The sequence below is a fragment of the uncultured Treponema sp. genome (assembly GCF_946187725.1).
Lineage (GTDB): Bacteria > Spirochaetota > Spirochaetia > Treponematales > Treponemataceae > Treponema_D.
In genome coordinates this window covers 1-25646 of sequence record NZ_CAMHSK010000040.1, presented here as the reverse complement: position 1 = coordinate 25646, position 25646 = coordinate 1, and the positions used below count along the sequence as shown (strand labels likewise).

General features: G+C 41.9%; 18 protein-coding genes and 1 tRNA gene. 13 read left to right on the top strand and 6 right to left on the bottom strand.

Annotation, left to right across the window (positions count from 1 at the left end):
- Together Q0Q74_RS11960 and Q0Q74_RS11955 are read left to right on the top strand one after the other, a co-directional pair.
- Nucleotides 1-635: iron-sulfur cluster assembly scaffold protein (locus Q0Q74_RS11960; RefSeq protein ID WP_294431144.1), on the top strand; the 635-nt coding region annotated here is incomplete at its 5' end.
- Between the two features lie 3 nt (nt 636-638).
- Nucleotides 639-1676, top strand: coding sequence for a GGGtGRT protein (locus Q0Q74_RS11955; protein ID WP_184657883.1), 1038 nt, complete (start codon nt 639-641; stop codon nt 1674-1676).
- A gap of 246 nt (nt 1677-1922) precedes the next feature.
- Here the strand turns inward: Q0Q74_RS11955 and Q0Q74_RS11950 are convergent, their stop codons facing one another.
- The gene (locus Q0Q74_RS11950; protein ID WP_294431140.1) at nt 1923-3614 is read right to left on the bottom strand and encodes a bifunctional diguanylate cyclase/phosphodiesterase; all 1692 of its coding nucleotides are present in this window, start codon (nt 3612-3614) and stop codon (nt 1923-1925) included.
- Nucleotides 3615-3799: 185 nt separating this feature from the next.
- Between Q0Q74_RS11950 and Q0Q74_RS11945 the strand changes: the two genes are divergently transcribed.
- Nucleotides 3800-4474: a DUF4912 domain-containing protein gene (locus Q0Q74_RS11945; RefSeq protein ID WP_294431139.1), complete on the top strand. Its 675-nt coding sequence runs from the start codon at nt 3800-3802 to the stop codon at nt 4472-4474.
- A gap of 8 nt (nt 4475-4482) precedes the next feature.
- Nucleotides 4483-6096, top strand: a complete 1614-nt coding sequence (locus Q0Q74_RS11940) for a 1,4-alpha-glucan branching protein domain-containing protein (RefSeq protein WP_294431137.1) — start codon at nt 4483-4485, stop codon at nt 6094-6096.
- 16 nt (nt 6097-6112) lie between these two features.
- On the opposite strand, the gene Q0Q74_RS11935 is transcribed toward Q0Q74_RS11940, so the two are convergent.
- Nucleotides 6113-7426 (bottom strand): UPF0164 family protein, encoded by a 1314-nt coding sequence (locus Q0Q74_RS11935; RefSeq protein WP_294431136.1) that lies wholly within the window; start codon nt 7424-7426, stop codon nt 6113-6115.
- 80 nt (nt 7427-7506) lie between these two features.
- Between Q0Q74_RS11935 and Q0Q74_RS11930 the strand changes: the two genes are divergently transcribed.
- From Q0Q74_RS11930 to Q0Q74_RS11920, 3 genes are read left to right on the top strand one after another with little or no spacing between them, the layout of a single operon-like run.
- Entirely contained in the window at nt 7507-10713 is a 3207-nt protein-coding gene (locus Q0Q74_RS11930) for a hypothetical protein (protein ID WP_294431134.1), read from the top strand.
- Between the two features lie 32 nt (nt 10714-10745).
- Nucleotides 10746-15581 (top strand): SpoIIE family protein phosphatase, encoded by a 4836-nt coding sequence (locus tag Q0Q74_RS11925; protein WP_294431132.1) that lies wholly within the window; start codon nt 10746-10748, stop codon nt 15579-15581.
- A gap of 51 nt (nt 15582-15632) precedes the next feature.
- Nucleotides 15633-15944 (top strand): hypothetical protein, encoded by a 312-nt coding sequence (locus Q0Q74_RS11920; protein ID WP_294431130.1) that lies wholly within the window; start codon nt 15633-15635, stop codon nt 15942-15944.
- Nucleotides 15945-15952: 8 nt separating this feature from the next.
- Here Q0Q74_RS11920 and Q0Q74_RS11915 read toward each other — a convergent pair whose 3' ends face one another.
- Both Q0Q74_RS11915 and Q0Q74_RS11910 read right to left on the bottom strand, forming a co-directional pair.
- Complete coding sequence (locus Q0Q74_RS11915; protein ID WP_294431128.1) at nt 15953-16705, bottom strand: hypothetical protein; 753 nt, start codon at nt 16703-16705, stop codon at nt 15953-15955.
- 72 nt (nt 16706-16777) lie between these two features.
- The gene (locus tag Q0Q74_RS11910) at nt 16778-17449 is read right to left on the bottom strand and encodes a DNA alkylation repair protein (protein WP_294431125.1); all 672 of its coding nucleotides are present in this window, start codon (nt 17447-17449) and stop codon (nt 16778-16780) included.
- Between the two features lie 65 nt (nt 17450-17514).
- On the opposite strand from Q0Q74_RS11910, the gene Q0Q74_RS11905 reads away from it, so the two are divergent.
- Together Q0Q74_RS11905 and Q0Q74_RS11900 are read left to right on the top strand one after the other, a co-directional pair.
- Nucleotides 17515-18900: a hypothetical protein gene (locus Q0Q74_RS11905; protein ID WP_294431122.1), complete on the top strand. Its 1386-nt coding sequence runs from the start codon at nt 17515-17517 to the stop codon at nt 18898-18900.
- A 13-nt stretch (nt 18901-18913) separates the two neighbouring features.
- Complete coding sequence (locus Q0Q74_RS11900; protein WP_294431119.1) at nt 18914-19828, top strand: TIGR01212 family radical SAM protein; 915 nt, start codon at nt 18914-18916, stop codon at nt 19826-19828.
- Between the two features lie 43 nt (nt 19829-19871).
- Here the strand turns inward: Q0Q74_RS11900 and Q0Q74_RS11895 are convergent.
- Both Q0Q74_RS11895 and Q0Q74_RS11890 read right to left on the bottom strand, forming a co-directional pair.
- A tRNA-Pro gene (locus Q0Q74_RS11895) sits at nt 19872-19945 on the bottom strand.
- Between the two features lie 33 nt (nt 19946-19978).
- Entirely contained in the window at nt 19979-21172 is a 1194-nt protein-coding gene (locus tag Q0Q74_RS11890) for a hypothetical protein (protein ID WP_294431117.1), read from the bottom strand.
- A 101-nt stretch (nt 21173-21273) separates the two neighbouring features.
- Between Q0Q74_RS11890 and Q0Q74_RS11885 the strand changes: the two genes are divergently transcribed.
- The 4 genes from Q0Q74_RS11885 to Q0Q74_RS11870 form a co-directional block, all read left to right on the top strand.
- Entirely contained in the window at nt 21274-22014 is a 741-nt protein-coding gene (locus Q0Q74_RS11885) for an RluA family pseudouridine synthase (RefSeq protein ID WP_294431116.1), read from the top strand.
- A 128-nt stretch (nt 22015-22142) separates the two neighbouring features.
- On the top strand, nt 22143-22661 hold the full coding sequence (locus Q0Q74_RS11880) for a hypothetical protein (RefSeq protein ID WP_294431114.1): 519 nt from the start codon (nt 22143-22145) through the stop codon (nt 22659-22661).
- 15 nt (nt 22662-22676) lie between these two features.
- Nucleotides 22677-24125, top strand: a complete 1449-nt coding sequence (locus Q0Q74_RS11875; protein ID WP_294431112.1) for an SPOR domain-containing protein — start codon at nt 22677-22679, stop codon at nt 24123-24125.
- 167 nt (nt 24126-24292) lie between these two features.
- Nucleotides 24293-25646: class I tRNA ligase family protein (locus Q0Q74_RS11870; protein ID WP_294431110.1), on the top strand; the 1354-nt coding region annotated here is incomplete at its 3' end.

The window sequence follows — 25646 nt, the reverse complement described above, 5'->3', positions numbered from 1 at the left end:
CAATCCCTGAAGAGGGCGAGTGGGTTCAGGTTAAAAAAATTGAAGATGTATCGGGATTCACACACGGTATCGGTTGGTGTGCACCTCAGCAGGGTGCTTGCAAACTCTCATTGAATGTTAAAAACGGCATCATCGAAGAAGCTTTGGTCGAGACAATCGGCTGTTCTGGTATGACTCACTCTGCCGCTATGGCTTCAGAAATCCTCATCGGAAAAACTATTCTCGAAGCTCTCAATACTGACCTTGTTTGCGACGCTATCAACACTGCTATGCGCGAACTTTTCCTTCAGATTGTTTACGGACGCTCTCAGTCTGCATACTCAAAAGACGGTCTCAAAGTTGGTGCTTCTCTCGAAGATTTGGGAAAGAACCTCCGAAGCCAGGTCGGAACTATGTTTGCTACACGCAAAACAGGTCCTCGCTACCTCGAAATGACAGAAGGTTATGTTGAGACATGTGCAATCGACAAAGACAACCAGATTATCGGTTACAACTGTATCAACTTCGGTAAATTGATGGACGCTCTCAAAGCTGGTGTTGATCCAAAAGAAGCTATCGAGAAGGCTCGCACACACTACGGTCGTGTAACAGCTGATCAGGGCATGGTTAAACTCATCGACCCAAGAAAGGAGTAGAAAATGGCATTGTTTGAAGATTTCGCAGGCCGCATTCCTCAGGTGAATAAGGCTCTTAAAGAATATGGTTTCAAAGAGGGCGAGGCTGGTCTTAACGAAGCTCGTGACCTCTGCAAAGCTCGTGGTTTCGATCCTTATGAGATTTGTCAGTCTACACAGCAGATTTGTTTTGAGGACGCTAAATGGGCATATGTTCTCGGTTCAGCAATCGCTATCAAAGAAGCTGAGAAAACTGGTGACAAAACTGGTTCAACAGCTGCCGCTAACATCGGTAAAGGCCTTCAGGCATTCTGTTTGCCAGGTTCTGTAGCTGATGACCGCAAAGTTGGTCTCGGACACGGAAACTTGGGTGCTCGTCTTCTTTCTGAGGAGACACAGTGCTTTGCATTCTTGGCTGGTCACGAGTCTTTCGCAGCAGCTGAGGGCGCAATCAAAATCGCTGCTAACGCTAACAAAGTTCGCAAGAACAAGCTCCGCGTTATCCTCAATGGTCTCGGAAAAGACGCTGCTCAGATCATCAGCCGAATCAATGGTTTCACATATGTTCAGACTAAATTCGACTACTTCAACGGCGAGGGTACAGACAAGGCTCTCACAGTTGTAAAAGAAATCCCATACGGTTCAAACCCAGACCGCCTCATCGTAAAATGCTACGGTGCAGACGATGTTCGCGAAGGCGTTGCAATCATGTGGCACGAGGATGTTGATGTTTCTATCACAGGAAACTCTACAAACCCAACTCGTTTCCAGCACCCAGTTGCAGGCACATACAAAAAAGAGCGCCTCTTGAACGGTAAAAAATACTTCTCTGTAGCTTCTGGTGGCGGTACAGGTCGTACATTGCACCCGGATAACATGGCTGCAGGTCCAGCTTCATACGGCTTCACAGATACTTTGGGTCGTATGCACTCAGACGCTCAGTTCGCAGGTTCTTCATCAGTTCCAGCACATGTTGAGATGATGGGCTTCATGGGCATGGGCAACAACCCAATGGTTGGTTGTACAGTAGCTTGTGCTGTTGCAGTTGCAGGAAGCTTCTAAGCAAAAAAAACAATAGCTAGATAAACAAAAAAAGCGGTCTACAAGTGAGCACGACAACAAATGTGCTCGCGTCGAGAACGCGTCATCAAACATCGCTGTGAGCAAAGCTCAGGCGAGTTTGTGTCGCAACCTTGACTCCGACCGCTTTTTTTTTTTTTGCATTTTCTGTTTTTATTTTCGCTTTTAAGGCTTTACAGAGAAGTGTGGCTTTCCACTGCTCACCGCTACTTGCTCACCGCTAACTTTCTATATCTCGTATTCAGGGGAAATCAGTCGTTTTTCAAATTCATCGTGTTCAAGGGCTTTATCGAAAAGGAAGCCTTGTGCCATGAGACAGTTGTTTTCTTTGAGGAAAGTGGCCTGTTTTTTAGTTTCCACGCCTTCTGCGATTACATTGATGCCGAGTTCGTGAGCCATATTTATGATTGAGCGGCTTATTACACGGTCAGTTTTGGATTTTTGGTTATCCCCGGCAGCTACATTATCAATAAGGGATTTGTCAAGTTTGATTACATCGGGGTTGAGGTTTCGGATTAGGCTCATTGATGAATAGCCCGTACCAAAATCATCAATCGAAATCTTGAAACCGGCGGTTTTCATTGTGTTTACGAATCTGACCAATCTGTCAAAATACTGATAGTCGGAAAGTTCCGTGAGTTCCAGTTCAAGATAGCTTGGATTTACATCATATTTTTTTAGAACTTCGATAATACGCTCTTCAAATCTTTCATCTGAAAGGTGAAGTTTTGAGAAATTAGTTGAAATTCGAACAGGTTCTATGCCTTTATCGAGCCATTCCCGGATATTTTTGCATACGATATTGAGGACATAAAAGTCAAGGTTTTTGATTGTGCCTTCGCTTTCAAGGATTGGAATGAATTCTGAAGGAAGAATCTGCCGTTGTGCGTACCAGCGCGAAAGAGCCTCGCAGCCGCAAAGTTTGTTCGTACGCAAATCAACTTTTGGCTGATAGTAGACTTTGAATTCATTCTTTGCAAGCGAATCCATGAACATATTGGAGATTCCCTTGTCGTGCAGTGCTTTTTCGAGCATTTCGTGCCTGAAAAAGATTATGTCGTGTTCCTTTGAATGACGGGCGGCAGTAAGTGCAACGGCTGAATTTGACATGATATCACCGAAAGTTGTTTCTTCATCAGCTTCGTAGACACCGGCCCTGATGCTGATTTTCACATCTTCCATGACGCCTTTATTGTTCACTGTTATGGAGATTTGCTGAATGAATCTGAGAAAATCTTTTAGCGTATGTTTTGTGACCAGTACAAGAAAATTGTCGCCGCCGAGACGCGATATGTAGCCTTCGTTTTCCAAAAAGCCCATCACCATCATGCTGTATTTTCTTAAAATTATGTCTCCGTTATCGGGAGTTACTTTTCGGTTGATGTATTTGAAATTCTTGAAATTTATGAAGATGACGGCAAAATTATGAATTTCATCAAGAGAGAGAAGTTCGCCCACAATTTCCTGAAAACCATGCAGGTTCAGACAGCCAGTGAGGGCATCTGTCGTTTTGACCTTTGACATGAGTTTTAAGAGTCGTGCCCGGCTGCATAGAAGGTATGTGAGGTCAACAAAAAAATCTATTGCCTTTTTGTTTGCGGGGGTCCAGATTGCGCCTTTTTTGAGATATGCGGCGATTATGATTTTACCGTGTTCTTCGGTGATAAAGTTTTTTTCGTATGAGTCGTTTTCAAAGCCTTCTGGATTTTCGTAGCTCAGAACTTCTCGATTGATACCAAGTGGCTCGTAGACACTTTGCGGTGTGTTCAGCTGTACGCTGAGTTTTCCTAAAAGCATTTCTTCTGCAAGGTCGGGTAGTGCAAGATTGATTGAATCAATCATGTCATCAAGTGAGAAAACTGTCTTCTGGATGCTCGTTACAAAGTCGCAGAGCTTTTCGCTGGCAAATATTGGATCCACGATATTCTTCTCCCTGGGTGCATTGTGAAAAGTGTCTTCATATTATTCTACCCTATGATTGATTTTTTTCAAGATTTTTGCGTCTAAAATACAAGTAAATGTGACTTTTCTTTAAAACACCTTTATACACTTGATTTTTATTCTGTTTTTTAAGAAAATGGGTGCAAGTAAAAAAAATGGAAAATATGGATAATAAAATTTTGACCCTTGCCCATCTTGAGACTTTGTCTTCTGCTGATTTGATTGCACTTGCTGATGACTACGGAATTGATATTCCTGACAATCTCAATCGTCGTTTCATAATCGGGGAGCTTCTTGAAGTTGCACAGGAATTCAATCAGACTCCTCCGCCAGTACCAGAGATGAATGAGGATGGAGAAATCCCGGAAGCTAATCTGGAACTTCCGTCGTCTTTCAATGAGACAGAAATTTCCGTAATCCTCAGAAATCCGGCCTGGGCGTTTGTTTACTGGGATATAAACGCTGAAGGACTCAAAAAGATTTCTGAGTCAAATCGTTTCAGAAATCTGGTTCTCAGGATTTCTTATTTTGAGAACGAAGAAGATACGGCTCCTCTTGAGTATTATGACTTGCAGATTTCCCTGCGTGACCGCGAGCAGTATATTCTTCTTGAAGCCGGTAAAAAATTCTTCCGCGTTGATTTGGTGGCTTTTTTCAGCGATGGCACGAGCGACAGCCTCAAAACTTCTGTAAAAATGGAACTTCCAAAAACTCCGGCAATTTTTTCAAAGGCATTTCCGGGACAGAATTTGGAATTCCCAAAACTTCTGGAACTTTCTGGTTTGAAAAAATTGTTGAAATCTCATTATGAAAAATACAGACAGTCTTTTGTGGAGTAGTCGTAAAAATGGCTAAGAATCTTGTTTTAACTTTGGTCGCCCATCAGGGATATATCCGTCATGAAGACGGAAAAGCTTATGCCCTTCAGAATGATATTTTGTTTGGCTCAATTTCACAGGTTTATCTTCCGCTGTTAAATATGTTCCACAGACTTGAGGATGATGGAGTTGATTTTAAGCTTGTAATGGCCCTTTCGCCGTCATTATGCTCTCTTTTGGATGACAGCCTTATAAAAGCACAGTTTGTTGAATGGCTTGAGAAACGAGTTGCTTTTGGAGAAAGCGAGATTAAGCGTCTTGCTGATGAACCTGAGCTTCTTGAAAATGCAGAAAAATGTCTTCAGAAGGCTCAAAAAGATTTGTCTGATTTCACACAGACTTATTCACAGAATCTTCTGAAAGAATTCGCATATTTCGCTGAAAAAGGCAATCTTGAACTTCTTGCAACTTGTGGAACTTACGCTTTCCTGCCTCATTACGGCGACATGACAGAAATCCTCAATGCTCAGGTTGAAACTGGTCTTTATTCTCATAGGCACTTTTTTGGAAGCAACCCTGATGGTTTTTATCTTCCGTTCATGGGCTATACTCCGGGTATTGAAAAAGTTCTCCGTTCTTACGGTTTCCGATACACTATTGTTGATATCCGTTCCATGCTTTTCAGTGAAAAACTTCCGGAAAATGGAATTTTTTCTCCTGTCCGTTGTGATTTGGACAGCAACAAAACTCTTTCTCAGGCATCTCTTGCGCTTTTCTGCCAGGATTCTGACACACCAGAAGACATTCTTGGTGAAGAGGGATTTGCTTCCAATTCAGTTTACAAAAATCAGGGAAAGGATGTTGCATTCGAGCTTTCAAATGAGCAGCTTGAAGAATCTGGCTTCATAGAAGACGGAAATGCCCGAATCCCTTCATATTATCGCTACTGGAATAAGGACGATGACGGTGTTTACGATGCAGAAGCCGCTCGTTTGCAGGCTGAAAAAGATGCGGTTTCATTCCTTGAAAGCAAAAAAGTAAAACTTGACGAAGCTGAAAAGTGCATGGCTGAATCGACAATCAAATCTCCGATGATTCAGTGCGTGATTGAGGCAAAAACGCTCGGTCAGGAATGGGCTGAAGGAATTGACTGGCTTGAAAGCATTATCCGTAAGGCTCCTGAAAAAGACATTGAGCTTTCGACTCTTGCGCCTCTTGTTGGAAATCCTTTCGTTTTGCAGAAAATCACTCCGTATCCTGGAGCGGCACAGGGCAACAGCTATGGCGAAGACTTGCTTGACAGCACTAATGGCTGGATGATTCGATACACACGAAAAATGTGCGAGCGAATGGTTGATTTGTCAGACCGCTTCCCGAATGAAACAGGCTTAAAGGTCAGGCTTTTGAATCTAGGTGCCAAAGAGCTGATGATTGCACAGAGCGGTGAATGGGCAAAAATGATTCACGACGGCTTCTTCCCTGAATACGCGACTATGCGTTTTAAGGAGTCAATCAAAGCTTTCATGGTTGTTTTTGATGCTTTGGGTTCAAACTCTGTCAGTACGGAATGGCTTACAAAACTTGAGAAAGAACATCTGATTTTCCCATGGATGAACTTCAGGATTTTCTCACCGAAAAAATAAGCAAAAAAGAATAAACTTAATCCTTAAACGAGATGGAATATAGATTTTCCAGCTCGTTTTTTTGTTTATTGAAGTTGATGGCAGCGTCTCTCGCAAGAATCGCTGGTTCAAACTTCATGTTGAGCGGTGATGAACTTGCGATTGCGATTGCTTCATCCCATTTGAGGATTGCCGCGTCGTAATCACCGAAAGCATAAAGTTTAAGTCCTTCAATATAATATTCATCGACCTTTTCCATTGCGGCTTTTCTTCCACGGTCTCCAAACGAAATTTTTGCGCTCAGGCTTATGTGATTGACTGGATTTGCAGAACTTGTCAAATCAAGCGTATATGCGATATCCATTTTGATTCCGCGGATGTCAAATTCACTGCCAAGCGAGAAGCGTGGATTTGCGCCTTGAAGCAAAAATCCCAGCTGAAATGCGAAAGTTTCTGTCGCATTGACTTCAATGCCTGTGCAGAAAGAAAGTTTCCCGCTTGAAGAAAAATCGCTTAAAAGAATCGGTTTTCTGATTTCGCTTGTGAAAAGCAGCCTTGGGTAAATTCTGTATGAAAATCCTGCTGAAAGCCGGGCTGGCGTATCATCGTCTTTTTTGATTGATGAGCCGAATCCTGTAAGTGCGATGCCAAAATTGTTGAGTGCGAGACCTGCTTTGAAATTCGGATTTCTGTCCTGATAGAGCTTTAAGAAATTGAATCTGACAATGGCCCCTGCGTCTGCCATTAGCCCAAGTGCCGACTGTTCAAGCCCGGAACCGGAAATGATTGAATCATCGCGATTATCCGTGTAGTCAGGAATGCTTCTCCATGAGACTTTTGCATTCGCACCGACAGCGATTCCACGGAAATTGTAGCCTGAGAGAAAATTGTATGCGGTGTTGAAGGTTAGTGAAGTTTCGCTGTAATAGCTTCCGGCAACTCTGTCTCCATAGAGATTGTATTCAGTGAACGGAACATAAAAGCATTTGAGCTGGGTTCCGTAGCCAAGGTTGCCGTCTCTGCGAGTGAATGCCAGCGTTTCTAAGGCGGAATCTGAAATCCAGGCATTGTGATAGACGGCAAGCTCACTGTTTGAGAGAATTGCACTTGCGGCCGGATTGTAATCAAAAAAACTTATGTCGTCTGAAAGGGCTGTGAAGGCTGTTCCTAAGGCTTCAGTGCGCCCGCCAGAAGGAATGTTTAAAGAGCGAAAAACCGTGTTGCCTTCGTTAGGATCGATTGATGATGAAAAAATGTCTGCAAGAGTGGATTCAATGTCCGTCAGCTCAAGTGAATGAGCAGGGTAGAGAAAAATGAAAAAAAGTATAATATAGAGGAATTTTTTCATCATATTATAGTATAATGTATTTTCGGATAAAATTCTTGCCTGAGTTAAATTTTTAACCGAAAATTAAAAGATTGTATCTTTAAATGGATTTTAAACGATTTGCTTTTTATGTTCTGCTTTCTCTTCCCTGTTCTGCCCTGTGTTTTCCACAGACGGCACAAGACGGTGCAGAAGAAATTTTGTCTTTGACGCAAATTGATTTTTTGATTGATACAACTGACTATAATGGTGCCCTGCGTGCAATTACAAAATACATGGCCGCTTACCCAAATGACTTTGATCGTGCCCAAAAGCGTATCAATAGAATCATGAAAGAGAGGGAGGCTTATAACAAGGGTGCCGAGGATTTGGTGAATGTAATCAGGGCAGGGGAAGAATCTCACACGGATAAACTTACTAAGATTACGGAACTTGAAAAGCTGGAGCAGAATTCCACGAGTACGGTCTTTGAATTTACGAATCTTGCTCGAAGGACGGTTACTCTTGGCGAAGTCCTTTCTCAGTACAACCGAATCATGGTTGAAGGCAGTGAGCTTATCCGAAAAGGGAAATTCTATGCGGCTGCCACTAAATTCGAAGAAGGCTTTTCTCTTAAAAACGAGTTTTCCGACATTGTTTTTGAAATGGACAGTGAATCCGGTGCTGAAGGTAAAATCGTCGTTTACGAAAGCGACATCACGAATCCTACAAAAAAAGCCGTCAGCAATGTGCGTTCTCTTGTGGCTGGGAGCCGGACTTTTGGCGGCATGACGGCCAGAATCGATGAATGTGAAAAGGCGTATAATGAATATCTTCTTGCAGTTTCATCTGGCAATGCTGATTCCGTAAGTGCATCGCTCCGAAAAGTTAATTCTTCTTTTGAAAAATTTGCCGAACTCAGAAACAAAATTATGGATGAAGGCCTTGTTCTTGAGAAAACAGATGCTCTTGCAAATGAGCGAAATCCGCTGCTTTTAGGCACATCTTACATTACTTTTTACAAAAAATTTGTCCTTGGCGATGAATCTAATCCTGATACGGGTATAATCGGTGCCTTTGACGCTTACTTCAACAATCGCGTTGAATCAATGAAATCAAGGACGAATGATGTCGTGCTTGCGCTCTTGGATTCGGTTTTCAAAAATCTTCCGGTTCCAAAAATTTACTCGCTTGCAGAAAATATTCCTGCTGAACTTCAGAATGTGTCTCAGTCAAAAGCTTATGCACAGTCTGCTAGGACCCTTCATGCCCTTTACGGCCTTGTTAAAAATCCAGACGGAACTTCTGTCGCAGATAAGCATTCGGTTTATTCTTCTTCAATGGGCTTTGTCAGTGAATTTATTTCTGATTTGTCGCTTTCTTATTCAAGTGCAGAAAAACTTGCCGAAATCAAAAAAAATCATGAAAAAATCAGCAAAAACGATTCTTCAGAAACCATGCTTGCCTCAAATCTTGAAAAATTGAATTATTTCGAGCAGATAAAAAAGGATTCGCAAGCCTACAACCTGCTTGTAAAAGATGTGGCCGAAGAACAGAAAAGGGTCTTTGAGGAAAAAGATGCGAGAGAGCGCGAAATTGCTGAATTGATTGCCGTGACTGGTGGCAGCTTAAAGATTCAAAACGCGCAGAAAAGGAACACCGCTGGCGTGCAGATTTCAGATGAAATGCTTGATTTCCGTGCTGCAATTTCATATTTCGTTTCACTTAATAATCAGAACTATGATGAAGCCGCTGAATTTGCGCAGAAACTCTGGGGATATTTCGCACAGGTTTATGCAAAGAACGCTTCCAAGTCATATTCTGACTACGAAAAACTTTATCTGGATTGTGAGCGTCTGCTTTATGGCGGAAAAAAATCTGCTTCCAGCGAAAATGAGTTTCAGGAGGCTTCGTTTGTCAAAAAATATCCCGTCGAGGCAAAAGCCAGTGCTGAAAAGCTGAAGGTTGAAATTTCTTCAAAACTAGGCGAATTCGCGAATCAGAAAAATCTTCTTGCCGCAGGTGAAGAATATCGCGAAAAGGAAAGTGATTACCGAAAGGGACTTGCAAGTCTCGAAAAATCGATAAAAGATTTTGAAAATCTTCACGGTCGCGTAAAAGATGTTTTGAATACGGCAATTCCTCAAATCCGTCTGTATGAGAGCCTTGTCCGTGAAGCAAACGAGCAGTATGACCTTGCCCTCTCTTTATTCAAAAAAGATGATTTTGATGCCGCGAATCTTGCCGTTGAAAATTCGTCCGAAAAATTTGCCGCAGCCCTTGATATTGAGTATTCTGAGAAAATTCGGGCCATGCGTGAAGAAAAACTCAGCAAACTTGCGACGGATATTCAGCAGAAACAGTTCGCAAAGGTTCTTCGTGAAGTATACGATTTAAAGGAAAAGGCGACGGCTTCTTATTATTCAAGTGATTTTGACAGTGCCGAAAACTTTCTTGTGGCGGCGTCTGCAAAATGGGCGGGCGTAAGCACTGAACCGGATTCAGAAATTGAAGAATTGCTTGGAATCGTTAAGACCGTTAAATCCATAAATTACGGCCGTGTTTTGCTTCAGTCTGACCCTCATTATTCAGAGCTTTCAAACAGTCTTGATATGGCTGACAAAAATTTTGCGAGGGGCGTAAAATTAAAGAACGAAGGAAAGGTGGATGAAGCTAAGGAAGCGTTCAATTTAGCACTCGCAAATGTTCATAATGTGCAGAATGTTTATCTTTTGAACAAGGATGCGCGCCTTCTGGAACTTAAAATCCGTCAGGAACTTGATCCGGCGTCTTTCGCAAAAGAATTCGAGCAGCAATACAAAGGAGCGAAAAAAAAGTCCGACAAGAGGGAGCAGCTTGCCGATTTGGAAGATTTGTATGAAATCAATCCAAAATTTCCGGGGCTTGCGGATGACATTTACAGGCTGAAAGATTCGCTTGGAATGTTCCCTAAGAAAGAAGTCAAAAAGGAAGTTAAAAAGTCGGCTGAGTCAAAGATTGCTGAGGCAAGAAAGGCCTTTAAGGCTGCGGGTGACGATGAGGCAAAATTGAACAAGGCGCTTGCTCTTGCAAATGAAGCTATTTCTATCGATGGAACAAGCCGGGATGCAAAAGAGCTCAAACTCGAAATTCAGCTCAAAATCGGTGCGACTGCCACGGCGATTCTCTCTCAAAATGACGAAAAAATGTACGCGCAGGCGGCACGATTGTTCAATCAGAGGCGTTTTGACGATGCAAAGAAAATGCTTGACAGTCTTCTAAAAAGCAGCGGTCCGGCCAAAAAGAGCCGTAAAGTTGTTGATTTGTATAACCGTCTTTTGAAACGACTTTAGGGGCAGATTTTATGAATGTGAGCGGATTTTTCATGACCAAACAGAAAAACAATTCTCAAAGACCGAAGATTTTACGGAATCTGCTTTTTGTACTGATTTTTTTCCTTTCCATGCCGATTTTTGCACAGCAGAAAGAAAGTTTTTACTGGGATTCCCTGCATGAAATTTCTGGTAAGAATTCATTTTTCCCGGTTACGCTGTGCGATTCAACTGATGCCTACATTTTTTTTGAGAGCGTTGATAAAAGCCGTCAGGAGATAAAAATTTCCTGGAAGCATAAAAAAGGTTCTTTGGACTGGTCAAAGACTTTTTCATTGAACGATAGCTTCAAATATTCGGCCGCGAATGTTCCTGACCTTTATTCGGCAGCAATATCGCCTTCGGGGGCTGTTGCGCTTTCTGTTCTAGATTCTTCGACGGCAAAGAGCCTTGTGAGGGTTTATCTTTCTGAGGACCATGCTTCTTCTTTTTCTTCGTTTGAATTCCCTGCTTCAGAAAAAACAGTCACTTCTTCAAGAATTTTTGCGTCGGGAGACAGCGGATTCATTCTTTTTGTTTCGCTTGGTGAAGGCCGTCAGACTCCAATGGAATCCTCGTTCTCGCTATTGTATTCAGAGTCTTCTGACGGAAAAAACTGGAGCCCGCTAAAATCTTTTGAGGCATCTGAATCAATCGCAAATGCATTTTCACCATTTTTTGTTAAGATTCGCTCGCGTGATTTCGTTTTTTTTGAGGGCTGGAGCGGAAAAGATTTTACGACTTCATTGATTTATGCCGCATTCCGGGAAAATGAGCGGGATTCAAAGTGGTCTGAACCGTTTCTGGTAACTGATGAATCTTCCATGCTGGATTCTTCTGAATCTTACCTGAATTTCAAGAATTTCCGTCCTTTTGTTTTGAGTGACGGCGAAGAGACTAAAATGATTTGGGAGAGGACAAGCAAAACTGGAAACAGTGCCTCAATAATCGTTTCGCCTTTGTCCGATGACGGAAAAATCACTGACCGAAACGATGTTGAGCTTTTGAGTGAATTTGGAAATGCCCGCAGACCTTCGCTTTTTCTCTTTAAAAACAAATTTTTCGCTCTGTGGTTCGATGATAGAAACGGTCATAACAATGTTCATCTTTCGGAAAACCTTGGCGTTCAGTGGGCTGAAGTTGATTCCGTTTTGCTGCGGCAGGACAAGAGCAGTGAACACAGCTTTCCATGTCCGCTTACTTTTATGGGGGAGAGGGAATTTCTTTCTCTGGTCTGGCAGGAAGAAAAAGACGGACGGCAGACAATCAGGATTCTTGATGAAGATTTTAATGTCGCACTCCCAGAACTTTCTGCAAAGAATTTCAAGGCCAAGAAACGGTCAAACATAAAAAATCCGTCCGTGCGGGTTATTATGCCAAAAGATTCTTCTGGAATCGCAGGATATTCTTCATTGTGGACTTTTGACAGTGAGCAGCAGCCAGAAAAAGACATGCTTGGCGCTCAGTTTAAAACCGTGACTGACAATCTGATTCAGGCAAAAATTCCTGAAGGGCTTGAAGGCGATCAGATTCTTTATTTTAAGGCGGCTGTCCTTGATAAGGCTGGAAACTGGTCTGATACTGCGGTTTTGGAATATTACTTTGATCAGACTGCTCCTAAAAAGGTGCGTGAAATTTCCTATGAAAAGGATGAATGGGGCTTTGCTTCTTCAAACGACATAGCTTTTTCGTGGAAAAACAGTGATGAATCCGATGATGTGGCCGGCTATTCCTGGTCGCTGACAAAAATTGCCTCACTCGATAAAAAACTTGCTGTTACACGCCGTAAAAAATTTGCCATTTCATACGAAGAAAGTGAAGTCTTGCTCTCATCGATTCTTGATGAAAACGCTCAGAATCTTTCTAAGGCAAAGATTCCTTCATCAAAAATTCAGGGAACAAAATCTTCTGTCTCCTTTAGAAACCGTGACAATGGACTTTATGTATTTTCAGTGCGTGCCATCGATTCGGTCGGAAATGCTGGTGAGCCCGAAAGTTGCGTTCTTTTCCTCAACAAGTACCGTGCGGCAACATTAATAAGCAAGGTTGATGCACAGAGCGATGATTTGGGCAATGTCTACATTACAATCAGTGGTCAGGAATTTTCTTACGACGGCGAGATTTCTCAGGTTCTCTTTACTGAAAGGCAGAGTGGAGAAAAATATGTCTTCAACTTAAAGGACGGCGATTATTCTGTTAAAAAAATCAAAAATGAAAATGAACAGATTGTCGGAATCAAAATTGAAGGCATGAAAGCCGGAAACTACACCGTTCAAATTCGTCATTCTGAACGCGGATTGTCGGCCTGGGGAAAAGCTCTTTTAATAAAAGAAAACGGTACAGTCAAATACGAAAAGGTCTATAATTTTGAGCCGGTGTGGGAAAGCGTTCCTCTAGCGATAAAAGAATTCAGCATAGAAAGCGAGAGAATTCTTTTCTATATTATAATGCTCTTTATTCTGCTTGGAATTCTGGTATGCAGCCGTGGACTTGTCCTGACTGCAAAAGATATATTTAAAATCCGAAAAGATGTCGTTTCAATCGTAACAGGAGAAAATATGAGTGAAGAACTTGAGAGAATGGAATCGAAGATAAAAGTACAGTTCTCGCTGAGGATGAAATTCGGTTTTGCTATTACGGCACTTTTGCTCTTTATCGTTGCGGGGGTAGCACTCGCGATTGGATATCAGATGTCGAACACTCAGGAAAGGATTTTGATTGCCGGACTGAAAGACCGCGTTAAGGTCGTTATGGGAAATATGTCCAGCGGCGTTCAGTCTTATCTTGATGACGGACGCGAAAAACTTGTTGAATTGGGCGCAATCGTTAATCAGGTTGACAACTTCGCTGAGTCAAAATTCGCTACAATTCTGAGCCATGAAATTGACGGAAAGACTTTGAGCGACGGAAGCCGCCCGCTTGATTATGTATGGGCTACCAATGATGATGAAATTTTGCAGAGAATAAACGAAAGTGTTTTTGATGCGGGTACTGTCCGTTTTACGCCTGCCGACAACTTATATAAGGCAAAATGCAACGAGTTGAATTCTGAGGCAAAAATCCTCGTCGCAGATTTGGAACTCAGAACGACGGATATTGATTCTGCGGTCATTTTCAAAAAACTCAATGAACTTTCAGCGAGCCGATTCAGCTCTTATCCTGATATGTCTGACACTGCTCTTGATTCCAGCGTAACCGAATATTATTTCTTCTGGCCGGTCATGTATCAAAAAGGCAATGACAGGGAAAATTTCCTGCAGGCGATGATTATAATGCAGGTTTCGACGGAAACTCTCCTGAAGCAGATTGAGTCATCGCAGCGAATTGTAATGTCAATCGCGTTTATCGCTGGTTTCGTTGCGGCAATAATCGGTCTTTTTTCGGCCTTCTCGCTTTCTTCTTTGATTGTTTTACCGATTCGGCGTGTCGTCTCTCATGTTAAAAAGATTACCGAAACAGAAAACAAACTGCTCCTTGAGGGCGTTGAAATTAAAATCACTTCGCATGATGAACTAAGAACTTTGGGCGATTCCGTAAATGAAATGACCAAGGGCCTTGTTAAAGGTGCAAAGGATGAGGAAAGGGCAAAAATTGCATCACAAAGGGCGGCAATCGAAAGGGAAAAGGCAGCACGCGCTCAGGCAGAAGAAGCAAAGGCTCGTGCAGAAGCTGCTGAAATGAGCATCATGAACCTTGACGGTCAGGCCGTTCAAAAAGCCTTTATTCCTCTGGTCAGCGAGGGAACTGAAAAGGAGACGGTTGCAGAGCTTAAAGAAAAGGAGATTCAGCTTTACGGTTATTACGAAGGAACTGATGCGGTTTCCGGAGACTATTTTGATTATAAAAAGCTTGATGACAGATGGTATGCCTTCATTAAGTGCGATGCTTCCGGACACGGTGTTCCTGCGGCTCTCATCATGACCATTGTTGCGACCATTTTCCGAAGATATTTTGCGGACTGGAAATTTGAGAAAAACGGAATAAAACTGAATCTTCTTGCGGCAGATATAAATGATTTTATTGAGTCTCTTGGACTTCGCGGTAAATTTGCGGCCATGATGATTTGTCTTTTTGACACGAAAACAGGCGATGTTTATACCTGCAATGCTGGCGATAACATTCTGCGTGTTTTTGACAGCGTTGAAAAGAAAATCAAGGTTATCACTCTTCATGAAGCTCCGGCGGCAGGTCCGCTTCCGAGTTTCCTTGTCGAAATGAAGGGCGGCTACAAAGTTGAAAAAATCAAGCTCAAGGCAAACGATGTGCTTTTCCTCTATACTGACGGCATTGAAGAATCAACCAGATTCTTCAGAAATTCTGATTTTGAAATCATTGCCTGTGATGAAGGCGGCCTGAAAGACGGGGATGTTCACGCAACGCATAAAAAGGGCGAAAAATCAGAGCAGATGGAGCCAAGCCGCGTTCAGGATGTGATTGAATCGGTCTTGAACCGTAAAAAATATGTCCTCAAAAAGTATCACGCACCGATTGCTGACGAAAAACTTGAATTCGACTTCACGAAATGCGAGGGAACTATTGAAGATGTAATTATCGCACTTACCGCCGTTGAAAAAGTATTCCGAATGTATAAGAAACCCGGCTCAAAGGGAAGGGTAGAAAAAACAGAAATGGACTTGGACGGCAAGAGAAAGACCGTAATTCAGATTTCTGGCGACGGAATCAAAATTGACCGTAAGATTGACGCTTTCCTTAAAAAATACTTCAACCGCTACGACTATTATTGCTCGAATCAGGTGGATGAGGGCGAGACAAACTACATCTATTACACTGGCGTTAACGAAGATGTTCAGGCAGACGACTTGACTTTGCTTGCAATTAAGAGGATGTGAGTTATAATTAGTACTGTGCAGTGAAAAATCAGCAATTTTTCAGGAGAAACTATGACCAGAGACGATATTAAGGAATATTTGAATAAAAGCGTAGAGGCTTCTAAACAGGCTCTTGATAAGGCGGGCAAGGCTGTCTCTAAATTCGGAGACGAGAGCATTCTGAAAATCGAAATCCAGCAGTTAAAGTCTCAGATTAAAAAAGACAAGGCTGAGCTTGGAGAACTTGCATATAAGAAGTTCATGGAAGAAAATGCTGCATCCCTTGCTTCCGACGATGAAAATGTTGTCAAAATCCTTGAAAGCATAAAAAATTCCCTTCGTGAAATCCAGGAACGCGAAGGAAAATTAAAGGTCGAAAGCTGACATTGCTCTTAGGCGCTTATAGCGTAAAATTTGCTTCTTCCTTTGATTTCTTTGGCTTCAAGGATTTTCATTTTTGCAAAAATCCATATCAAAAGGGCAGCCCATCGGGAAAGTTTTTCTCCATGGGCGCTTTTTAGTGCTTTCTGAAGGTCGCAGGTGCGGAATGTGAGCGGAACCTCTTTTTCATTGCTAGACTTGCGTAAATCTTCGGGAAGCAGTTTTAGCCAGTCTTCCTTTTCAGAAAATCTTTCTTTTTTGATGATTTTATCCAGCCTTTTTCCCATTGGAAGCCAGTTTTTCAAGTGCCGGCGGGATTTGTTTGTAGTCTGACATGGAGTTTGGGTTTCCCGCCTCATTTCGGTGATTTCACAAGTCAGAATTTCAAGCGTACAGTTCTCATGTAAAAAGAGCGGACAGATTTGTGTCATTGAACGGAGCGAATCAAAAATCGTCATTTTTTTGGGACTTTTTTTACGATGAAGAAGCTTCCCTTTTCCGTCGTAGAGTTCTATCCATTTTACAGCCGCAATCGGATGAATGATTTTCAACTTTCTGCCCGTTTCCAGAATATAGCTGGCTTTTTCGGTCAGGGCAGAAAGATTTGATGTTTGAATTTCAATTATGCTTCCATCCTCAGCCATTATGTCGCAAATCCATGGCGTATCATCAAGTTTTACTTCCATGTTGCCGTTTGATTCGAGAGCATATATTTTTTTGAGAGTAGAATGCAAATCCGATTCGTTGTAAGTGTTAATCTCCATTTTCAGATTTCCTTAGCCTTGAATAATCCCGCAGTAACTGATTACAGCCTGAATAATCAGAAAGCAAGCTACTTATCGTAGAGTTTTGAGGTATGCCTTATGCTCATCACTGACACGAAAACTTTCGACTGCCTTTTGAATTGCCTTTTTGTGAGTCCACGGTTTAAGCCTGTTTTCTTCGATAAAGACAATTGCCGCATCATATTGTTTTGCAAGAGCGGTCGCAAAATACCACGCAACCATCATGTTCAGGTAGTATTCATCGCTTTTTACCGATGCTGCCAGTTCCAGATATTCCGGTTTGAAATCCTCATCGAGAAACTCATTCATCAGCATGCGCAGGCCAAATCTTGCGGTGTAAAGATGCGGGCTTGAAATCCAGCGTTTTATATACGGAAGCAGCTTTTCGTGATTCTTTTTGAAGGATTTTGGACTTACCTGGTCACAGACTGGCCAGCAATCAACAAAAGGGAGAAATGCTTCAACCCGACTGATACATTCATCGAAATCCTTAATCATTGCAATCATAAAAAAATGCACGAGATTTTCTTCATAATACTGATGCGGAAGATTGTCCAAAAATGCGTTTGCCTCGTCGCTGCCGAAGCACTCCTTTGCGATTTTTCTTAGTTCTGGCGTGCGGACACCAATAATGCTTTCCTTTGGAATATTCGGAACGAGTTTGCTCTGAAAATCCCTGTAGGTTAAATCCTGAGCTTTTGAGAGTTTTTCGAATACAGTCATGCTGGCCTCACTTTTGCATTATTTTGAAAACTGTGCTAATCTTTACAAAGAAAGTGGAGTATATTATGTGGATTTTAAAAGACTTTATCAATGACAACATTGTACCTTTTTTGCCGTGGACTTTGCTTTTTCTTGCACTGGTGATTTTTTGTTCCGAATTCGTCTGGACGGAGCGGAAAACGCTTTCAGATAAGCAAAAATCGCTCATTAAGTCTTTTTTTGCCTGTGCACTTGCAGGATTCGTTACTGTCTGGTGGGCTCATATAATCTTGCCGCCAGAAAAGCAGCTTCTTCTGCTTGCCTGCGTAATTCTTCCGGTTTTGATTTTCTTGAACAACAATTTTCTCAAAAAGCATGTTGTGCCGAAAGACTGGCAGATTATTCTTTATATATGTCTTGTGTTCGTTCCGCTTGCCGTCAAGGATTCGGCTTTGCTGGTCTCAGGATGTGCCTTAAATTGTCTTTTTTACAGCGTTGCCAATGCTCGTTCTTCGTCGAAAAAAGTTAATAAAACTATAAAGCAGATTGATAATAAGCAGGTCAAAAAGAGCAAAACGCTTTACGGTGGAATCATCCTTCTCTCGTATGCGCTTGCCGTTTCCATTGTGTTCGCATATCAGGGAAAATCCGTTCTGACTTTTAATTCAAGTCTCATTCTTGGTGCGTTGTCGCTTGCGTCATTTTTCCTCTGGTATTTCCTTAATGATAAAGAGCGAATCCACTGGTTTGTTGCTTTTCAAGTCATCTTTTTGTTCTTGCCGTTCCTTTTCAACCCGTTCAGACATTTTTGGATTGGTTCAGCCATTGTAATTGCCTCTCTCGTTTTTATCGAATTCTTTTCTTTTGTCCTTGCAAAAAAGACTAAAAAAGACCGATTTTTCATCTTCTCGTTGGGACTTGAAACCCTTTCAATTCTCCTGTCTGTTGGAATCGCCTGCGCCGGTATTTTTTATCAGTCAATTCCGCTCTTTGCGCTTATAATCGTAAATGTCGCCTCGATTTTTGCACTTGTCCTTTACTATATTCTTTTTGGAAGCGAAAATTTCTGGATTTACGCTCTGCTCACTATATTCCTTGTCTGGCTTTCCGTGTTTACGAGTCCGTTCACTTCATTCTGGATTGTGTGCACTCTCCTTTGTGTTCTGCTTCCGCTGATTATCGCTTCGTTCTCAGAGCATCGATGGCTTTTGATTACAGCTTTGGGCGGAATCTTTTTGGCCTTGACCTGGATTTGTGTGATGATTCTTTCGGGGCAGCTTGATTTTTCAACTATTTTTGATCATGTTCATTTTTTCGGAAAAATTACAGGAAAAGGCATGATTCAGGAAGATATTATTCCTTATCTTCTATTAATTGCGCTCGTTCCTGTCCTTTGCATTGCAGTTCCGTTCATTCTTGAGATGATTTTTGGAATTTCAATTCTTATAAAGCGGGCAAAAAAATTGTTCTAGTCAGGGCATTTCTTTGATAAAGTTGTCCGATTTTTATGAGTCAATATTCGGCTCAAAGACATATAAGCTTTCTCTTGACGCAGGATGCACTTGCCCGAATCGGGACGGAACTAAAGCTTTTGGAGGCTGCATTTTCTGCTCGGAAAGTGGCAGCGGCGATTTTGCTTCTTCGCGGCTGCTTTCAATAAAAGAGCAGGTCGAATCTGCAAAAAAGCGTGTCGAATCAAAAATTAAGGGCAGGGGAGGAACTCGTAAAGGAAAATACATCGCATATTTTCAGAATTTTACATCAACTTACGGCGATTCAAAACTTCTGCTTTCAAAATACCATGAAGCACTTTTATGTTCTGATGTTGCAGGTCTTGCCATTGCGACCCGTCCTGATTGCCTTGAAGAAGAAATACTTTCTGGAATCGCCGAAATCGCGGAAAATCATTTTGTTCAGATTGAGCTTGGACTTCAGACCAGCAATGAAAAAACTGGTCTTTTGATTAACCGCTGCTACACGAACGAAGATTATATTCTTGCCGTTCAAAAAATCCGTTCTGCGAGCGAAAAAATTCATATTGTTACACATTTGATTTTCGGCCTCCCCGGTGAAAATGAGAAAGACATGATTGATAGCATAAAATTTGTTGTAAAACAGAATTCTACGCAAAATCGGGAGAAAGAGCTTTTCTGGGGAATAAAAATCACGGTTCTTTATGTACTTCGTAACACAAAAATTGCAGAAATGTACGATAGCGGGGAACTTAAAACTCTTTCGAAAGAAGAATACTTTTTGCTTTTAAGAAAAAGTCTCGAAATTCTTCCTGAAAATTGTGTGATTCACAGACTCACGGGAGACCCGCCTAAAAACCTGCTGATTTCGCCGCTCTGGACAATGGATAAAAAACGCGTGCTAAATGAAATAAAGGACTTGTATTAAAAAAAAACTCCCTGCAATGCAAGGAGTTTAAAATCATAAATAGTCGGGCTAACCGAATTTGAATCGGTGACCCCTTGCCCCCCAGACAAGTACGCTAACCAGCTGCGCTATAGCCCGATTTGTATCCAAGAATATAGCACAAAACGGAATCTATGGCAACTCTACGCTCATCCAGTTCTTGCGGTCGGTCATATTGGCACTCATCATGCCCAAAGTCAGATTTTTTGCAGTGGTTTCTCCAACAAGATAATCCTTGCCGCCGTTTTCATCAGCAACTTTGATCGTCTGCCCTTGTTTACCCGGCAGGAAAACGCCCAAAAGTGCGTGACTGTATTGTGCGGAAATAAACATGCAGCTGTCAATGGAGCAGTTTTTGAGAATGCACATTAGAAGAAGGGAGCGGCCGTCACAGTCGCTTGAGCCACCTTCAAGAATTTCAGGAATGCTTTCAATGTCGGCCTTGTCGTAGGTTGAAGATTTTCGCTCGTAACGGAATTCCTGTGCCCAGTAGAGCAATGTTTGTGCAAGTGCGGCATCGGGATTTTCCGGGTCTTTTTTTTCACATTCTTCTTTTAAAGCGGAATAAATGTCAAACGATGTTTTTTTGACTCTTTCCATTGAATCTCGTGCAAGAAGTCTGTAAAAACGCACCCAGGCATCATACATTTCGGGAAGATTATTTGCCGCATAGAACGAGAATACAGAAAATTCTCTGTCAATTACAAACTGGCTTGCTTCTGCGTCAATAGCATCAATTTGAGTTTTGATTTTGTGCTTGTTAATAGAAAGATTTATTGTTTTGGGCGAGGTACGGGGATAAAAAGCTGTGGTAATCAGGCCCGGTTCCTTAAAACTTCCAGCGTCAATCAACACTGAGTCTAAAATCGAGATTAAGACCTGCGATAAATCATCAAAAAGTTTTTTGGGAGTGTATGAAAGGATTGAAAGATAGCCTTTTTTTTGAGGAAGCGGAATGCACGCACCCCAGCCAGAAGCCACCGTTCTATCTGGAAAGAGTAGCGGGCTTTCAAACGAGGCGATTGAGCATTTTTGTCTTCGCCAGACACATTCTGAATAGTCCGCAGTTGATTTTAGCCTTGAAAGAGTGTTTTTGAGTGCGTAATCAGCTGACTTGAATTTGGATTCTGGCCAGACGCGGATGAGTGCATGAGACTGATAGTATTTGTTTTTGAAGATAACACAACTTTCGTCCTGTTCCATGTCGGTGATTTCGTAGCCTTCTGGAAAATCGATTGAGTAAGTAAATTTTTCCGAGGTAATGATTTCACTGAAAGCAGAAATCGAGATAAAAAATCCACAGATTAAAAATAAAACTTTTCTCATATATCAATTATAATTTAAGAATCTCCAATTTTCAATTAAAACATGCTCTCCGCCAGGGGGCTGTTGTTGATAAAAGTCGGTATTCGACCTAATATATCTTCATGCAGCAGATTCCTATTCTTTTTGAAAATGATGAGATTTTTGTGATAAACAAACCCGCAGGAGTGTCTGTTCAGGGCGGGCAGGGAATTTCGCACCCACTGGACGAAGAATTTTCAAAACAGGTCGGTTTCAAAATCCATCTTGTGCACCGCCTCGATAAAGAGACTTCCGGGCTTATGGTTGTGGCCAAAAATCCAAAAGCTGCCTCAAAATGGATTGACTTGATTGCCTCAAAGCAGGTTCAAAAAGAATACACCGCAATTTGCTTCGGGGAGCCGGTTATTAATGGGAAAAAACAGAAATCTGGCACTATTTCGGGGGCAGTCATAAAGAAAAACGGAAAAAATGAGCGGGAACAGGCCGCCCTTACAAAGTTCACAGTTGAAGAAGTTAAAACGGTTGAAATTCCTGTTTTTTCTGAAAATCCAGATGACGAGGCAAGCCGTCTTCTTCCCGTTTCATTCTCGAAAATTCACCTCAAGCTCGGTACAGGGCGAATGCATCAGATACGCATCCATCTTGCTTCGGTTGCATCTCCAATCTGCGGTGACGATAAGCACGGAAACTTCAAATTGAACAAACTGATAAAAAAACACTTGAAAATCAAAAATCTTCTATTATGTTCGAGCCGTCTGACGATTCCAACTGGCGACGGAAAAACAAAGACTTTTGAAATAGACTTACCTGAGTATTTTTGCGTTAAGGATTGTAGCTGCGGCGAAGCCGTACCGAAGGTATGAAGCGATTAGCGGAACAGCGGAAAGCCTGACCCGACATAGATGTCGGGGAACGCCCATATTCATTTCCTAAACTTTTTTTTTCTGATTCCGATATTCATAAAGACAGTGAAAAATTTACGGGGTTTTTTATGAATAAAAGGTGGGTAAAATCAATTATATCTGTTTTGTTCTTATTTTGTGCTTCGGCGGCTTTCTCAAGGTCGTTGTCGTTTCAGATTATCCAGAATAATCCCGGTCAGGAAAAAGTCTGGGCTACATCTTATCTTTTTGAGCAGAATCTTACGGATTATTTTTTTGACACTGGTGACATTGTTTCAAGTTCTCCCGTATGGATTTCGGACACCAATGAAAAAAACAAGGCTGCTCTTCGGGCTTCTCTCGATGAAAATCGTCAGGGTGGAATGGAAGTTCTGGTTCGTGTAGAGCTTATTTACAATACTAACGATTCTTCTAACCCGGACGGACTTCTTTTGGAAAACATTAAAAAAGTTCAGTGGCAGGCATACGCTGTTTCGACTGGGCTAAAGCTTTTTGAAGGCAATGCGGTTCCTGAAAAGGCAGATAAAAAGACAAATAATGAAGTCGGATTGAGGCAGTTTGCCGGATTTGTAGCATATAAAATCAATACTCAAATGAATTACAGATAGTAAGAGAGGGAAAATATGAAAAAACTTACAATATTTATTCTTACGATTTTTACAGTAGCCACACTCTTTGCTGCTGCCCGTCCTTCTCTTGATGGCCGTGCTGTTGTTGCTGAGAGCGGAACTATGCCGCGCGGACTTTTTGCACGCACTGTCGGTTATTTGCCAGGTGACAGCGTAACTGTTACGAATCCTGCTACTGGAAGTACCGTTGATGTACTCATTTTGGGTGCGATTGACCCAAGTGAGGGCGTTGCCATTCTTCTTTCTCCAGAAGCTGCCGATGGATTAAGAATCAAGCCTGATTCAAATGTGCAGGTAAAACTTACAAAGCGCTCTGGAAGCCTTGATGAAAATGCAAATGGTTCAGCTGTTTTGAGCGATGTAATTGAAGATGAAAAATCAGAAGATACAAAAGCTGATTTTGAAGAATATCCTGCAATTGCTGAAGAAACTGTTCCGGCAAAAAATGAAGTTCCTGCAGTTGAAGAAAGTTTTGTTCCAGAGAGTGCAGAAACTGCTGTAATCGCCGAAACTCCGGCTGATGAAAATGACAGCGAAAAATTCGAAGAAATTCCTGTTGTTGCTGAAGAAAAAACTGTTGTGGAAGAAAAGCCTGTAGAAGAAACTCCTGTGCTTGAAAGCGTCTCTGCGGTGGCTTCAAAAGATGTTGAGCCAGAGACTGTTTATGAAGAAATTCCTGTGCTTCCTGAAGAGAATCTTGAAAAGGTTGCTGAAGATGATTTGATTGAGGAAGATGATAAAGTTCAGAAAGTCGTCCTGATTGAAACAGAATCGCCCGTTGAAGAAAAATCAAATGAAGCAGAGTCAGAAACTGTTTCTGAAGAGCCGGTCCTTGCTGTTGATGAAAAAGTAGAGAGCGTTGCGGCAGAAATCCCTGCGACTGATGAAGAAAAAGTTCAGCTTGAGTATATTGCTGAAGAAAGTGCTGAGTCTGAAAAACTTGAAAGTGAGGAGCTTCCTTATTCTGAAGAGCCGGAAATTGCTGTTGCTGAACCAGAAGAAAGCGATGCATATCAGCCGATAATTCTTGTTCCAGCCGAACCTAAGGCACCTGTCGCACAGGAAATTGAAACTGTTCCTTGCGAAGAAAAGGCTGTTGATGAGAATATTGAAATCGCTGAGGAAGCACCAAAAGCCGTTACGACAGAAGTGGCCGCAAAACCTGCTGTTTCAAATGACTGGTCAAATTATGTTGTTCCGTCACTGAAGAACCTGAGAAGCGGAAGCTATTATGTTCAGGTTGCATCACTTGGTAACACTGATAACATCAAGAGTTTTGTTGATAAATATTCAATGAAATATCCTGTTGTTCTTGTCCAGAATTCTGCAAAAACTGCATATCAGGTTATGGTCGGACCTCTGAACATCGATGAGTACGGTTCCGTTGGTGAAAAATTCAAGGGATACGGATTCAAGGATTCATTTGTACGAAAAATCAGATAAACTAAAGCCTTAATAGCTTTCCAATGAATGCCGCAGAAAGGGAAAAGTCAACCCTGACTGCGGTTTTTTTATGTCAAAAATTCTATAGATTCTTCTATTAAAAATCACTATAATTAGTAGCAATATCTTGGAACAGCCTGTCTGTTTCGTCAAATACGAGGATTATTTTGTACAAGTCTGTAGATGCAAAAGTTAATTTCCCTAAGCAGGAAGAAGAAATCTTAGAATTTTGGAAGAAGAACGACACATTCAAAAAGTCGCTTGCTCAGCGTGAAGGGGCAGAGGACTTCACTTTCTATGATGGCCCACCGTTTGCTACAGGTCTGCCTCACTTTGGACATTTTATCCCTTCTACTATTAAAGATATTATTCCCCGTTATCAGACCATGAAGGGTAAAAAAGTCGAGCGACGATTTGGCTGGGACTGTCACGGTCTCCCAGTTGAAAATTTGATTGAAAAAGAACTCAAAATCAATTCTAAGCACGAAATTGAAGAATATGGAATCGCGAATTTCAATGACAAATGCCGTGCTTCTGTTCTCAAATACACTTCAGAATGGCGCAAAACAATTACACGAATGGGCCGCTGGGTTGATTTTGACAATGACTACAAAACCATGAATCCAGATTTCATGGAATCTATCTGGTGGGTAGCAAAATCTCTTTGGGACAAGGGCATGATTTACGAGGGCAAGTACATTCTTCCATATTGTCCGCGATGTGCGACTGTCCTTTCAACTCACGAACTTGCACAGGGCTACAAAGAAAAACAGGATCCTGCAATTACAATCCGTTTCAAGGTCACAAAGGCACCATCTGCATTTAAAGATGATGAAATGACCAACGGAAAAACTTATTTCCTCGCATGGACAACAACTCCATGGACTCTTCCTTCAAACCTTGGTCTTTGTATGGGACCAGAAATTGACTATGTAAAAATTCTCGACAAATCTTCAGGTGATTTCTATATTCTTGCCGAAGCACGCCTTTCTTCTTACTACAAGAATGCTGAAGATTACGAAATCATCTATCGCCACAAGGGTGTCGATTTCCTTGATGCCGAATATGAACCGCTTTTCCCATATTTTGCTGCTCTCAAGGATGCTTCTGAATGTGAAAAGCAGAGCGGTCAGAAATGTGTAAAAGGTGCATTCCGCCTTTTGAATGCAGACTATGTTTCAACAGAAGACGGTACTGGTATCGTTCATATCGCACCGGCCTTTGGTGAAGACGACAGCAAGGTATTCGCAGGTTCAGGTGTTCCTTTCGTTGAGCCAATTGATGCTGAATGTCGCTTCACAAAAGAAGTCTCTGATTATGCTGGCGTTTTCGTAAAAGATGCTGACAAAGACATCATGGATCGCCTCAAAAAAGAAGGCAAACTTGTAAAACGCGAAACAACTCTTCACCAGTATCCACACTGCTGGCGATGTTCATCTCCGCTCATTTACCGCGGAATTGGAAGCTGGTTCGTAAAAGTTGCTGACCAGCATGACCGCTTGCTCAAGGCAAACAGCCAGA

Coding starts and splice junctions, on each gene's coding strand:
- Q0Q74_RS11955 (WP_184657883.1), top strand. CDS start 639: ATGGCATTGTTTGAAGATTTCGCAGGCCGCATTCCTCAGGTGAATAAG.
- Q0Q74_RS11920 (WP_294431130.1), top strand. CDS start 15,633: ATGACCAGAGACGATATTAAGGAATATTTGAATAAAAGCGTAGAGGCT.
- Q0Q74_RS11915 (WP_294431128.1), bottom strand. CDS start 16,705: ATGGAGATTAACACTTACAACGAATCGGATTTGCATTCTACTCTCAAA.
- Q0Q74_RS11890 (WP_294431117.1), bottom strand. CDS start 21,172: ATGAGAAAAGTTTTATTTTTAATCTGTGGATTTTTTATCTCGATTTCT.
- Q0Q74_RS11880 (WP_294431114.1), top strand. CDS start 22,143: ATGAATAAAAGGTGGGTAAAATCAATTATATCTGTTTTGTTCTTATTT.
- Q0Q74_RS11925 (WP_294431132.1), top strand. CDS start 10,746: ATGACCAAACAGAAAAACAATTCTCAAAGACCGAAGATTTTACGGAAT.
- Q0Q74_RS11940 (WP_294431137.1), top strand. CDS start 4,483: ATGGCTAAGAATCTTGTTTTAACTTTGGTCGCCCATCAGGGATATATC.
- Q0Q74_RS11905 (WP_294431122.1), top strand. CDS start 17,515: ATGTGGATTTTAAAAGACTTTATCAATGACAACATTGTACCTTTTTTG.
- Q0Q74_RS11910 (WP_294431125.1), bottom strand. CDS start 17,449: ATGACTGTATTCGAAAAACTCTCAAAAGCTCAGGATTTAACCTACAGG.
- Q0Q74_RS11945 (WP_294431139.1), top strand. CDS start 3,800: ATGGATAATAAAATTTTGACCCTTGCCCATCTTGAGACTTTGTCTTCT.
- Q0Q74_RS11885 (WP_294431116.1), top strand. CDS start 21,274: ATGCAGCAGATTCCTATTCTTTTTGAAAATGATGAGATTTTTGTGATA.
- Q0Q74_RS11930 (WP_294431134.1), top strand. CDS start 7,507: ATGGATTTTAAACGATTTGCTTTTTATGTTCTGCTTTCTCTTCCCTGT.
- Q0Q74_RS11875 (WP_294431112.1), top strand. CDS start 22,677: ATGAAAAAACTTACAATATTTATTCTTACGATTTTTACAGTAGCCACA.
- Q0Q74_RS11935 (WP_294431136.1), bottom strand. CDS start 7,426: ATGATGAAAAAATTCCTCTATATTATACTTTTTTTCATTTTTCTCTAC.